Origin of the sequence: Corallococcus sp. AB038B (assembly GCF_003668955.1) — a bacterium.
GTDB classification, from domain to species: domain Bacteria; phylum Myxococcota; class Myxococcia; order Myxococcales; family Myxococcaceae; genus Corallococcus; species Corallococcus exiguus.
The window spans coordinates 1-14,623 of the sequence record NZ_RAWO01000029.1 but is presented as its reverse complement, the minus strand read 5'-3'; the positions used below and the strand labels follow the sequence as shown (position 1 = coordinate 14,623).

At 69.4% G+C, this 14,623-nt stretch carries 2 protein-coding genes; both read right to left on the bottom strand.

Annotated elements, in window-relative coordinates:
* A partial coding sequence (locus D7Y04_RS42285; RefSeq protein ID WP_233601843.1) for a condensation domain-containing protein occupies positions 1-466 on the bottom strand: 466 nt, incomplete at its 3' end.
* A gap of 424 nt (positions 467-890) precedes the next feature.
* Complete coding sequence (locus D7Y04_RS42280) at positions 891-14,621, bottom strand: non-ribosomal peptide synthetase (RefSeq protein ID WP_233601841.1); 13,731 nt, start codon at positions 14,619-14,621, stop codon at positions 891-893.
* Between the last annotated feature and the right edge of the window lie 2 nt (positions 14,622-14,623).

The following is a 14,623-nucleotide window of genomic DNA, read 5'->3' as shown; positions in this document are numbered from 1 at the left end:
GCGGGCCCTTCGCGAGGTCGAAGGGCTGGGCCGCGGCTTCACGCGCCAGGCGCCACGCTTCTTCCGTCGGCGAGCCCGTGAGGTCCTTGCGCTCCAGGGTGAGCATCGGCTCCGGCGACACCACCTGTACGGGGCCGGAGACGTCCTCGCGGAAGGTGGTGCGCAGCACCTCATGACGGCGCACGACTTCGCGCAGCGCTCGCTCCAGCACGGCCACGTCGAGCGCACCCTCCAGGCGCACCGCCATGGGCACGTTGAAGAGGGAGGTTCCGGGTTGCAGCTGATCAATGAACCAGAGGCGCTGCTGCGCGAAGGACAGCGGCAGCGGGTGCGTGCGGTCCTGCACCCGGATGAGGCCTTGGACGGAGTTGCCAGCTGTGGCCTTTTGCGCGGCCATCTTCTTCAGCAACTCGGCGCGCTTTTCCGGTGAGAGGTTGGCGATCCGCTTCGACAGATCCTGGCTCATCTCGTGTACTCCGCACTGGGGGATGCCATTGCGCACGAGGACCACCCGGGACGGTGGCCCTCGTGAGATCTCAGACTGCTGCTGTTGCTGGATTGCCGTCCTGAACCGCGCTCACGGGGGAAGCGCGGCAGTGGGCAAATTCGCGGTGGTTACATTATTCGGTAACGACATGGCGTGTCATGAGGCCGGCCCTGCGCTCCTGAGGCACAACCCGGGGATGAATAAATCCCTGTGTTTACAGACCCCACCATAGGAGGCGGCTCTGACGTCGGCGTGACCGCTCGACCGCAAAAGCCGGATCTCAGGTTCGGGGCCCCGCGAATTCGGGACACCAACGAACCCGGCGGAGAGATCCGTGCGGAGCGATTGGTTTCCTGGAGCTGAAGCCCCGCGCCTGAACAGGCTGGCGCGGGGCGGACGGACTTCAACTTCCCGTGGGGGCGCGCGACTCGCTGCCCGACACACGGGCGAGGATCAGCCGCAGTCGCTCCACGATGGGCTCGAGGTGCGTGTCCTGCAGCAGCTCATGATGGCTGCCGGGGACGTCGTGCACCTCCAGGCCGCCACGGACGAGAGGCTCCCAGCCGCGGTGACGTGGAAGCCCGGCCGCGGCCTCGCTGGCGCTCAGCAGCAGGGCGGTGCCGTCGTACGGACGGGGCACGTACTTTTCCTGCGCGAACAGGTTGGCCTGGAAGACGTTGAAGAGGGCACGCAGCTGGGCGGCCCCGGAGTGCGCGTCGAGGATGCTCGCCCGGATGCCTTCCTGGAGCAGGTGGTCCAGCATCGCGTCGTCGTCGCCTTGTGCCAGCGCTTCGGCCGAGACGGCGAGCTCCTGACCGAAAGCGGTGGCCGTGGTCTGGGCGAAGGCGATCCTCACTCGGGCTTCGGAAGAGAAGTGGGGCTCTGTCTCGGAAGGCGGCGTGATGCCGGGCGCGTGGGCGTCGATGAGTGCGAGCAGGTCCACGGCTTCACCCGCCTCGCGCAGGCGGCGTACCATCTCGTAGGCGATGACGCCGCCCAGGGACCAACCTCCCAACTGGTAGGGGCCCTGCGGCTGCACGGTGCGGATGGCTTCGACGTAGAGGGTGGCCATCTCCTCGATGGACTCGACGACGGGGCGTCCGTCGAGGCCGCGTGACTGGAGTCCGAAGACGGGCAGTGACGGCCCGAGCCTGCGCGCCAGCTCCGAGTAGGCCAGGACGTTGCCGCCACCAGGATGGACGAGGAAGAGGGGCCGGTGACCCGGCTCTCCGCGCTCCAGGGGAACGAGGGGCGTCCAGGCCCGCGAGTCGTCGCGGAGCACCTGCGCGAGTTGCTCGACGGTGGGCTGCTGGAAGAGGACGGAGAGAGGGAGGCTGAGGCCGAGACGCTCACGGATGGACGCGAGCATGCGCACGGCGAGCAGCGAGTGGCCGCCCAGTTCGAAGAAGCTGGAGCGGACACCGACGGAGCGGACGCCGAGGACGTCCTCCCAGATGCGAGCGAGCTGCATTTCGAGCGCATCACGGGGCGCGACGAAGTCCCGGGCCTCGATGGCGTGGGCGTCGGGTTCGGGCAGGGCCTTGCGGTCGACCTTGCCGTTGGAGTTGAGAGGCAGGGCGTCCATCACCACGAAGGTGGCGGGCACCATGTACTCAGGGAGGCCCTGGCGCAGGTGGGCCTTGAGGGCTTCCACCTCCAGCGAGGCCTCGGCCTTGGGCGTGACGTAGGCGACGAGGCGCTTGTCGGCGGCTTCGCCCTTCGCGACGACAACGGCGTCCTTGAGGCCTGGGGCGCGGCGGAGCGCGGCTTCGATTTCACCCAGCTCGATGCGGAAGCCACGCACCTTCACCTGGAAGTCGATGCGGCCCAGGTACTCCAGGCGCCCGTCGAGGCGGTAACGGACACGGTCGCCCGTGCGGTACATGCGGCCGCCGGGAGGACCGGAGGGCTCGGGCAGGAAGCGCTCGGCGGTGAGTTCCGGGCGCAGCAGGTAGCCACGAGCCTGGCCTTCGCCCGCGAGGTACAGCTCTCCGGCCACACCCACTGGCACCGGTTGCAGCGAAGCGTCCAGCACGTAGGCACGCGTCGCGGGCAGGGGCCTGCCGATGAGGGGCACCTCGTCACGACCGACGAGGGAGGCGGTGGAGTAGGTGGTGTCTTCGGACGGGCCGTAGAGGTTGAAGAGTTTCTGCACCGTGGGGACGGCGTACACCTGCTTCGCAAGCGTCTCCGGTAGGGCTTCACCGGCGAGGTTGATGACGCGAACGGAGGGGGGCACCGCACCCAGGCGCAGCAGCTGCGCCATGGCGGAGGGCACGGTGTTGACGAGGGTGACGTGGCCCGCAGTGGACAGTTCCGCCAGGTGCAGGGCGTTGCGTGCCACGACCACCGCACCGCCACTGCTCAACGGAGCGAAGAGTTCGAAGACGGAGAGGTCGAAGTTGAGGCTCGTCGCGGCGAGCGTTCCCTTCAACTCCTCCGGCGAGAAGGTCTCCAGGGCCCAGTGGAGGAAGGAGACGGCGTTGCCATGGGAGATGGCGACGCCCTTGGGACGGCCGGTGCTACCGGAGGTGTAGATGAGGTAGGCGAGGTGGCCCGGGTGGATGTCCACCACCGGAGCCGTCGTCGGCTGCTTCGCCAGCTCCACGTCCGAGTCGAGGCACACCGGCGTGGCGTTGTTTTCGGGCAGCGCCGATAGCAGATGGGAGTGCGCGACGAGGGCAGGGCCCTGGGCGTCCTCCAGCAGCCAACCCAAACGCTCACGCGGGTAGCTGGGGTCCAGCGGCACGTAGGCGCCACCGGCCTTGAGGATGCCAAGGGTGCCAATGAGAAGATCCTCGGTGCGATCGACGCAGAGGCCGACGCGGACTTCGGGGCCGACGCCCAGACCACGCAGGCGGTGAGCGAGCTGGTTCGCCCTCGCATCCAACTCCCGGTACGTCAGTTGCCGCTCGGGCGTGATGACGGCGAGGGCATCCGGCGTGCGACGCACCTGTGCCTCCACCATCGCGGGGATGCTGAGTTCGCGCGGCACCTGCGAGGCAGGCGGATTCCACTCGACGAGGAGTTGCTGGCGCTCGGAGCCGGTGAGCAGCGGCAGGTCCCCGAGTCGTGACTCAGGCTTCGTCGCGATGGCCTCCAGCAACACGCCGAAGTGGCCGGCCATGCGCTGGACGGTCGCCGCGTCGAACAGGTCCGTTGCGTACTCAAACGAGCCGACCAATTCCCCCTGGACCTCTTGCAGGGCGAGGGAGAGATCGAACTTGGCGAAGTGTGCTTCCAGCGGCAGGGCCTGGAAGGACAGGCCCGGCAGGCGCAGCGCCTCGGTGGGCGTGTTCTGCAGGACGAACATGGCCTGGAACAGCGGACTGCGGCTCAGGTCACGCGTGGGCTGCACGGCTTCGACGAGCTTCTCAAAGGGCAGGTGCTGGTGCTCGAAGGCCGCGAAGGTCGTGCCTCGAACCTGGGCCAACAGCTCGCGGAACGTCGCGCGCGGGCTCAAGTGGGCGCGCAGGACGAGCGTGTTGACGAAGAAGCCGATGAGGCCTTCGGTCTCCGCCTGGGTGCGGCCCGCGATGGGTGAACCCACGCTGATGTCTTCCTGCGCGGAGTAGCGCGACAGCAGCACCTGGAACGCAGCGAGCAGCACCATGAAGGGTGTGGCGCCCTCGCGTCCCGCGAGCGCCTTGATCGCACGGGCGACGTCCCCGGGGATGCGAACCTCCATCGTGGCGCCCCGGTGGGACTGCACGGGCGGTCGCGGACGGTCCGTGGGCAGCTCCAGCGCGGCGGGAGCTCCGGAGAGCTGCTGCTTCCAGTAGTGGATCTGCGCGTCCAGTGCCTCGCCCTGGAGCCAGTTCCGCTGCCAGGCCGCGAAGTCCGCGTACTGCACGGGCAGCGGCGTGAGGCCGGGCTCCTTGCCGTCATGGAACGCGGCGTACAGCGAGATGAGTTCGCGGACGAGCACGCCCATGGACCAGCCGTCGGAGACGATGTGATGCATCGTCACCAGCAACAGGTGCGAATCCTCGCGCAGCCGCACCAGCGCACTGCGCAGCAGGGGGCCCGTGGCGAGGCGGAAGGGACGTAGGGCCTCCGCGTCGGCCAGCTTCCGGGCCTCCTTCTCCCGCTCATCCTCGGGCAACGAAGAGAGGTCCATGAGCGGCAGCGTCCATGCCGCGGGAGCCTGGATCCGCTGCGTGGGCTGTCCCTGATGCTCGTGGAAGGTGGTGCGCAGAGCTTCGTGACGGGCGACGAGTGCCTCGAAGGCACGGCGCAGGGCTTCCACGTCCAGGTGGCCCGAAAGCTGGAGCGCGACCGGGAGACTGTAGGACGCATCCTCGGGCTGGAGCTGATCCAGCAACCACAGCCGCTGCTGCGCGAAGGACAGAGGCAGCGGGCCGTCGTTCGGGGTTCGCGTGAGCTTCGGAGCATGGGTGCTCGCGCTCCCGTGCAGCCGCGCGGCCAGGGCTTCCACCGTGGGGGACTCGAAGAGGGCGCGGAGGGGCAGCTCCACGCCCAGGTCCGCGCGCACGCGCGAGACCACCTGCGTGGCCAGCAGCGAGTGCCCGCCCAGCTCGAAGAAGGAGTCCTTCACGCCCACCTGGGGCAGACGCAGGACTTCCGCCCAGATGGAGGCCAGCTTCGCTTCGGCTTCCGTGCGAGGCGCTTCGTAGGTGTTGCCGGACTGGGGCGCCTCCGGCTCCGGCAGTGCCTTGCGGTCCACCTTGCCGTTGGAGTTGAGGGGCAAGGCGTCCATCACCACGAAGGTGGTGGGCACCATGTACTCAGGGAGGCCCTGGCGCAGATGGGCCTTGAGGGCCTCCACTTCCAGGGAGGTCTCAGCCTTGGGCGTAACGTATGCGACGAGGCGCTTGTCGGCGGCTTCGCCCTTCGCGACGACGACAACGTCCTTGAGGCCTGGGGCGCGGCGGAGGGCTGCTTCGATTTCGCCCAGCTCGATGCGGAAGCCACGCACCTTCACCTGGAAGTCGATGCGGCCCAGGTACTCCAGGCGCCCGTCGAGGCGGTAACGGACACGGTCGCCCGTGCGGTACATGCGGCCGCCGGGAGGGCCGAAGGGCTCGGGGACGAAGCGCTCTGCGGTGAGTTCCGGACGCAGCAGGTAGCCACGCGCCTGGCCTTCGCCCGCGAGGTACAGCTCACCTGCGACACCCACGGGCACCGGCTGCAATGAGGCGTCCAGCACATAGGCGCGCGTCGCGGGTAGCGGGCGGCCGATGAGGGGCACTTCGTCACGACCGACGAGGGAGGCGGTGGAGTAGGTGGTGTCCTCGGAAGGCCCGTAGAGGTTGAAGAGCTTCTGCACCGTCGGGACGGCGTACACCTGCTTCGCCAACGTCTCCGGGAGGGCTTCACCGGCGAGGTTGATGACACGTACGGAGGGCGGCACCGCGCCCAGGCGCAGCAGCTGCGCCATGGCGGAGGGCACGGTGTTGACGAGGGTGACGTGGGACGCGGTGGGCAGCTCCGCCAGATGCAATGCGTTGCGAGCCACCACCACCGCACCACCACTGGAGAGCGGCGCGAAGAGTTCGAAGACGGAGAGGTCGAAGTTGAGGCTCGTCGCGGCGAGCGTTCCCTTCAACTCCTCCGGCGAGAAGGTCTCCAAGGCCCAGAGGAGGAAGGAGACGGCGTTGCCATGGGAGATGGCGACACCCTTGGGACGGCCGGTGCTGCCAGAAGTGTAGATGAGATAGGCGAGGTGTCCGGGGTGGATGTCCACGAGCGGAGACGTCGTCGGCTGCTTCGCCAGCTCCACGTCCGAGTCGAGGCACACCGGCGTGGCGCTGGTTTCAGGCAGCGCCGAGAGCAGATGGGAGTGCGCGACGAGGGCTGGGCCCTGGGCATCCTCGAGCAGCCAGCCCAAGCGCTCACGCGGGTAGCTGGGGTCCAGCGGCACGTAGGCACCACCGGCCTTGAGGATGCCGAGAGCGCCGATGACGAGGTCCTCGGTGCGCTCGACACAGAGGCCGACGCGGACTTCGGGCCCGACGCCAAGTCCGCGCAGTCGATGCGCGAGCTGGTTCGCCTTCGCGTCCAGCTCCCGGTACGTCAACTGCCGCTCCGGCGTGATGACGGCCAGCGCATCCGGCGTGCGACGCACCTGGGCCTCCACCATCGCGGGGATGCTGGACTCCGGTGGCACCTGCGAGGCAGGCGGATTCCACTCGACGAGGAGTTGCTGGCGCTCAGCATCCGTGAGCAGAGGCAGGTCAACCAGTCGGGTGTCCGGCTTCGTCGCGATGGCCTCCAGCAACACGCCGAAGTGCCCGGCCATGCGCTGGATGGTCTCGGCATCGAACAGGTCCGTCGCGAAGTCGAATGAACCGACGAATCCGTCCCGGCCTTCACGCAGACCCAAGGAGAGGTCGAACTTGGCGAAGTGTGCTTCCAGCGGCAGGGACTGGAAGGACAGGCCCGGCAGACGCAGCGCCTCGGTGGGCGTGTTCTGCAGGACGAACATGGCCTGGAACAGGGGGCTGCGGCTCAGGTCGCGCGTGGGCTGCACGGCCTCCACGAGCTTCTCGAAGGGCAGGTGCTGGTGCTCGAAGGCGGCGAAGGTCGTGCCTCGCACCTGGGCCAACAGCTCGCGGAACGTCGCGCGCGGGCTCAAGTGGGCGCGCAGCACGAGCGTGTTGACGAAGAAGCCGATGAGGCCTTCGGTCTCCGCCTGGGTGCGGCCGGCGATGGGTGAACCCACGCTGATGTCTTCCTGCGCGGAGTAGCGCGACAGGAGCACCTGGAATGCGGCGAGCAACGTCATGAACGGCGTGGCACCTTCCCGCTGTGCCAGGGCCTTGAGCGCGTGAGAGACCTCCGAGGGGATGCGCACGTCCACCGTTGCGCCTCGGTGTGACTGCACGGGCGGCCGCGGGCGGTCCGTGGGGAGCTCCAATGCCGCGGGGGCTCCGGAGAGCTGCTGCTTCCAGAAGTGGAGCTGCGCGTCCAGCGCCTCGCCCTGGAGCCAGTTCCGCTGCCAGGCCGCGAAGTCCGCGTACTGCACGGGCAGCGGCGCAAGGCCGGGCCCCTTGCCGTCATGGAACGCGGAGTACAGCGAGATGAGTTCGCGGACGAGCACGCCCATGGACCAGCCGTCGGAAACGATGTGGTGCATCGTCACCAGCAACAGGTGTGAGTCCTCGGCCAGCCGTACCAACGTGCTGCGCAGCAGCGGTCCCCTGGCGAGGTCGAACGGCTTCCGCGCTTCCTCGTTGGCCAGCCGCCGTGCCTCGTCTTCCCGCAGCGCTTCAGGCCGGGTTGAGAGGTCCACGAGCGGCAGCGTCCAACCGCCGGGCGCGTGGACGTTCTGGATGGGCTGGTCCTGGTGCTCGTGAAAGGTGGTGCGCAGGGCGTCGTGTCGAGCAACGAGCGCTTCGATGGCACGGCGCAAGGCTTCCACGTCCAGGTGGCCCGAGAGCTGGAGCGCGGTGGGGATGTTGTACGACGCGTCCCCAGGCTGGAGCTGATCCAGCAACCACAGCCGCTGCTGCGCGAAGGACAGAGGCAGCGGACCGTCCTGCGAGACGCGGGTGAGCTTCGGAGCCTGGGAGATGGCGCTTCCGTGCAGCCGCCCGGCGAGCGCCTCCACAGTGGGGGACTCGAAGAGCGCGCGCAGGGGGAGTTCCACGTTGAACTCCGCGCGGACGCGCGACACCACCTGCGTGGCCAGCAGCGAGTGGCCGCCCAGCTCGAAGAAGGAGTCCTTCACGCCCACCTGGGGCAGGCGAAGGACTTCCGCCCAGATGGAGGCCAGCTTCGCTTCGGCTTCCGTGCGAGGCGCTTCGTAGGTATTGCCGGACTGAGGTGCCTCCGGCTCCGGCAGGGCCTTGCGGTCCACCTTGCCGTTGGAGTTGAGGGGCAAGGCGTCCATCACCACGAAGGTGGCGGGCACCATGTACTCAGGGAGGCCCTGGCGCAGGTGGGCCTTGAGGGCTTCCACCTCCAGCGAGGTATCCGCCTTGGGCGTGACGTAGGCGACGAGGCGCTTGTCGGCGGCTTCACCCTTCGCGACGACGACAACGTCCTTGAGGCCTGGGGCGCGGCGGAGGGCTGCTTCGATTTCGCCCAGCTCGATGCGGAAGCCACGCACCTTCACCTGGAAGTCGATGCGGCCGAGGTACTCCAGGCGCCCGTCGAGGCGGTAACGGACGCGGTCGCCCGTGCGGTACATGCGGCCACCGGGAGGACCGTAGGGCTCGGGCAGGAATCGCTCCGCGGTGAGTTCCGGGCGCAGCAGGTAGCCGCGCGCCTGGCCTTCGCCGGCGAGGTACAGCTCGCCTGCGACGCCGACGGGCACCGGCTGCAGCGAAGCGCCCAGCACGTAGGCACGCGTCGCGGGCAGGGGCCTGCCGATGAGGGGCACCTCGTCACGGCCGACGAGAGAGGCGGTGGAGTAGGTGGTGTCCTCGGACGGGCCGTAGAGGTTGAAGAGCTTCTGCACCGTGGGGACGGCGTAGACTTGCTTCGCGAGCGTCTCCGGCAGGGCTTCACCCGCGAGGTTGATGACACGCACGCTCGGAGGCACCGCGCCCAGGCGCAGCAGCTGCGCCATGGCAGAGGGCACGGTGTTGACGAGGGTGACGTGGGACGCGGTGGGCAGCTCAGCCAGATGCAAGGCATTGCGAGCCACCACCACCGCACCGCCACTGGAGAGCGGCGCGAAGAGTTCGAAGACGGAGAGGTCGAAGTTGAGGCTCGTCGCGGCGAGCGTTCCCTTCAACTCCTCCGGGGAGAAGGTCTCCAAGGCCCAGCGGAGGAAGGAGACGGCGTTGCCATGGGAGATGGCGACGCCCTTGGGGCGGCCGGTGCTACCGGAGGTGTAGATGAGGTAGGCGAGGTGTCCGGGGTGAATGTCCACCACCGGCGCCGTCGTCGGCTGCTTCGCCAGCTCCGCGTCCGAGTCGAGGCACACCGGGGTGGCGGATGTCTCCGGCAGCGCCGAGAGCAGATGGGAATGCGCGACGAGTGCAGGGCCCTGGGCGTCCTCCAGCAGCCAGCCCAAGCGCTCACGCGGATAGCTGGAGTCCAGGGGCACGTAGGCGCCGCCAGCCTTGAGGATGCCGAGTGCTCCGATGACAAGGTCCTCGGTACGTTCGACGCAGAGGCCGACGCGGACTTCAGGCCCGACGCCCAGTCCGCGCAGACGGTGCGCGAGCTGGTTCGCCTTCGCATCCAACTCCCGGTACGTCAGCTGCCGCTCGGGTGTGATGACGGCCAGGGCATCCGGCGTGCGGCGCACCTGTGCCTCCACCATCGCGGGGATGCTGGACTCCTGCGGCACCTGCGAGGCAGGCGGATTCCACTCGACGAGGAGCTGCTGGCGCTCCGTGTCGGTGAGCAGGGGCAGGTCGCCAAGCCTCGTGTTCGGCTCTGAGGCGATGGCCTCCAGCAGTACGCCGAAGTGTCCGGCCATGCGTTGGATGGTCGCCGCGTCGAACAGGTCTGTCGCGTACTCCAGCGTGCCCGTGATGCCCGTGGGGGCCTCCCTCAGTCCCAGGGAGAGATCGAACTTCGCGGAGCGGGTCTCCAGAGGCAGCGTTCGCATGGACAGCCCCGGCACGCGCAGCACCTCGCCCGGCATGTTCTGCAGGACGAACATGGCCTGGAACAACGGATTGCGGCTCAGGTCGCGCGTGGGCTGCACGGCCTCCACGAGCTTCTCGAAGGGCAGGTGCTGATACTCGTAGGCCGCGAGCGTCGTGTCGCGCACCTGGACCAGCAGCGCCCGGAACGTCTTGCGCGGATCCACGTGGGCGCGCAGGACGAGCGTGTTGACGAAGAAGCCGATGAGGCCCTCGGTCTCCGCCTGGGTGCGGCCCGCGATGGGGGAACCCACGCTGATGTCTTCCTGCGCGGAGTAGCGCGACAGGAGCACCTGGTAGGCCGCCAGCAGCACCATGAAGGGCGTGGCGCCTTCCTGCTGGGCCAGGGCCTTGAGGGCCTCCACGAGGGGGGCGGGAATCCGCACCTCCACCGTGGCACCCCGGTGCGTCTGCACGGGCGGACGTGGACGGTCCGTGGGCAGCTCCAGCGCCGCCGGCACACCCGCCAACCGCCGCTTCCAGTGAGCCAGCTGCGCGTCCAGGACCTCCCCCTGGAGCCAGTCGCGCTGCCACGTCGCGAAGTCCGCGTACTGCACCGGCAGCGGCGGGAGGGCCGGCGTGCTGCCCGTGCTGAAGGCCTCGTAGAAGGCGGCCATCTCGCGCACGAGGACGCCCATGGACCAGCCGTCGGAGATGACGTGGTGCATGGTCACCAGCAGCACGTGCTCCTCCGCTCCCAGGCGCACCAGCAGCCCGCGCAGCAGCGGTCCCGTGGCGAGCTGGAACGGACGGCGGGCCTCCTCGGCCACGATGCGCCAGGCTTCTTCCTCGCGCTGCTCCTGGGGCAGCGCGCTCAGGTCGACGACGGGCAGCTCCCACGCCGCGGAGGTGTGGACTCGCTGCGACGGCGCCTCGTGGGACGCGGCGAGCGTGGTGCGCAGGGACTCGTGGCGGGCGATGAGCGCCTCGAAGGCGCCTCGCAGGGCCGCCACGTCCACCCGGCCCGACAGCCGCAGCGCGGTGGGGACGTTGTATGACGAATCACCCGGCTGGAGCTGATCCAACAGCCACAGGCGCTGCTGGGCGAAGGAGAGCGGCAGGGCCCCCTCGCGGGACACGGGCCTCAGCGGCGGAGCACGAAGCGCGGAGGACGGGGCCTCGTCGAGCTTCGGCGCGAGGGCTTCGACGGTGGGCGCTCCGAACAGGGCTCGTAGCGGCAGCTCCACGCCGAACGCGGCGCGCACGCGCGAGACGAGCTGGGTGGCCAGCAGCGAGTGGCCTCCCAAGGCGAAGAAGTCGTCGTGGAGGCCCACGCGCTCCACGCGCAGCACCTCCGCGAAGAGGGCCGCGAGTTTCTCTTCGGTGGCGGTGCGCGGCGCGACGAAGGAGGCCGCGCGCGGTGCGTCCCCCGGTTCGGGCAGGGCCTTGCGGTCCACCTTGCCGTTGGCGTTGAGGGGCAGCGCCTCCAGGACCAGGAGCGAGGCGGGCACCATGTACTCCGGCAGCCGCTGCCGCAGGTGGACCCGCAGCGCCTCCACGTCCAAGGTGTGGCCTTCGTGCGCGGTGAGATAGCCGATGAGGCGCTTGTCCGCGTCCGAGCCCCGGGCCATGACGACGGCCTCGTTGACGCCCGGGAAGGCGCGCAGGGCGGTTTCGATTTCACCCAGCTCGATGCGGAAGCCGCGCACCTTCACCTGGAAGTCGACGCGGCCCAGGAAGTCGAGCGTGCCGTCCTCCCGCCAGCGGGCCTTGTCGCCCGTGCGGTAGAGCCGCTCGCCGGGAGTGGAAGCGAAGGGATGGGGGACGAAGCGCTCCGCGGTCAGGTCGGGACGGTTCAGGTAGCCCCAGGCGAGGCCCGGGCCTCCAACGTACACCTCGCCCGCGACGCCCATGGGCACTGGATGCAGGTTCGCGTCGAACACATAGGCGGTGGAGTTCGGGATGGGACGGCCAATGGAGACGGGACCCTCCACGCGCGTGTGGCGGTGCAACGGCAGCGTGGTGGAGAAGGTCGTGTTCTCCGTCGGGCCGTAGGCGTGAATCAGCGTCGCGCCGTCGGCGAGTCGGGGGAGATGATCGCGCAGGCGCGACCAGGGCATCACGTCTCCGCCCGTGAGGACCTGGCGCACCTCCGCCAAGGCTTCGCCCTGGTGCAGGGCCATCTGCTCGAAGAGGGCGGTGGTGAGCCACAGCACCGTCACCCGGTGGCGGCGCAGTTGCTCAGCCAGTTCTTCCAGCGACAGGGCATGCGGCGGAGCAAGGACGAGCTTCGCGCCGTGCAGCAGCGCGCCCCAGATTTCGAGCGTGGACGCGTCGAAGGCGATGGGCGCGATCTGCAGCCACACCTCATCAGGCCCAAAGCGCATGAAGGTGCTGCCGAGCACCAGGCGGGTGATGCCCCGGTGCGGCACGCTGACGCCCTTGGGACGGCCGGTGCTGCCGGACGTGAACATCACGTAGGCGAGAGACTCGCCCTCTACGGGGACGTCGGGCGCGTGCGTGGGCAGCGCGGCCAGGACATCCTGCTGCGCATCCAGCCAGACGCGGGTGCCGGTTGCCGGCAGCTTGGAGGCGAAGGGCTGGTGGGTGAGGACGACGCCAACGTCCGCGTCCTCCAGCAGCATCGCGCTGCGCTCCACCGGCGCATTGCGGTCCACGGGCACGAAGGTCGCCCCCGCCTTGAGGATGGCGAGGAGCGCCGTCACCATCTCGAACGAGCGTTCGATGGCGAGGCCCACGCGCGCGCCGGGCGCGATGCCGAGGCCACGCAGATGCCAGGCCAGCTGGTTGGCACGGGCTTCGAGCTGGGCGTATGTCAGCGTCGCCTCCCCCAGCACCAGGGCCACCGCGTCGGGTGTGCGCTGTGCCTGCCGCGCGAAGTGGACGTGGACCGGGACGTCCAGGGGGCTGGCGACAGTGGTGTCGTTCCAGTCCACGAGGATGCGCTGGCGCTCCTCGCGGGAGAGCAGCGACAGCCCGGCCACGGACTGCTCGGGCCTTGAGGCCACGGCCTCCAGCAGGGTGCGCAGGTGGCGGGCCATCCGCTCCACCGTGCTTCGTTCGAAGAGGGCGGTGCTGTACTCCAGCCAGCCCACGAAGCCCTGGGGCGAGTCCTGCAACGTCAGGGTGAGGTCGAACTTGGCGGAGCGTGCTTCGGCGGCCACCTGCTGGAAGGTGAGGCCCGGGATTCGCAGGTCCCCGGTGGGCGCGTTCTGCAGCGCGAACATCACCTGGAACAGCGGGCTGCGGCTCGCGTCTCGCACGGACTGCACGGCTTCGACGAGCTTCTCGAAGGGCAGGTGCTGATGCTCGAACGCCGCGAGCGTTGTTCCGCGCACCTGCGCGAGCAGCTCGCGGAAGGTCGCGCGTGGATTCACCTGGGCGCGCAGGACGAGCGTGTTGACGAAGAAGCCGATGAGGCCCTCGGTCTCCGCCTGGGTGCGGCCTGCGATGGGCGTGCCTACGCTGACGTCGTCCTGGCCTGCGTAGCGTGACAACAGGAGCTGGAAGCCCGCGAGCAGCACCATGAAGGGCGTGGCCCCCTCGCGCCGGGCCAGCGCCTTGAGGGCCTGGGTGGTTTCGGGCGGAAGCTGGACGGTGAGGGCCGCGCCCGCGTGGGACTGGATGGACGGACGCGGATGATCCGTCAGCAGCTCCAGCGCGGCGGGCGCGCCCGCGAGCTGCTGCTTCCAGTAGCGCAGCTGCGCGTCGAGCGTTTCGCCCTGGAGCCACTGACGCTGCCACGCCGCGAAGTCCGCGTACTGCACCGGCAGGGGGCTGAGGGCCGGCGCCGTGTCCTGGGTGAATGCCGCGTAGAACGTCACGAGCTCGCGCACGAGCACGCCCATGGACCAGCCGTCGGAGACGATGTGGTGCATCGTCACCAGCAGCAGGTGCTCCTCTTCGCCCAGCCGGACGAGCGCCGTGCGCAGGAGCGGTCCGTGTTCCAGGCGGAACGGCTGACGGGCATCCTCCGCGACCCGGCGCCGGGCCTCGGCTTCGCGCTGCGCTTCCGGCAGGCCGGACACGTCCATGAGCGGCAGGGCCCATGCTCCGGGGGCGTGGATGTGCTGGGTGGCCTGGCCCTGATGCTCCTGGAAGGTGGTGCGCAGGGAGTCGTGGCGGGCGACCAGCGCTTCGAAGGCGCGGCGCAGGGACTCCACGTCCACGCGGCCCGTCAGCCGCAGCGCCGTGGGGATGTTGTACGACGCATCGCCCGGGGTGAGCTGATCCAGGAACCAGAGCCGCTGCTGCGCGAACGAGAGCGGCACGGCACCTTCATGCGAAGCAGGGCGCAGCGGCGGCAGGTAATGCCCGGAGCCATGGGCGCTGTCGAACTTCGCCGCGAGCGCCTCCACCGTGGGCGCTTCGAAGAACCCGCGGAGCGGCAACTCCACGCCGAACGCGGCGCGTACGCGCGAGACGAGCTGCGTGGCCAGCAGGGAGTGACCGCCCAGGGCGAAGAAGTCGTCCTGGATGCCGACCCGCTCCACGCGGAGGACTTCGGCGAAGAGGGCCGCGAGCTGCTCTTCGGTTGCATTGCGCGGCGCGACGAAGCCGGCCGAGCGCGACGTGTCTTCCGGTTCGGGCAGGGCCTTGCGGTCCACCT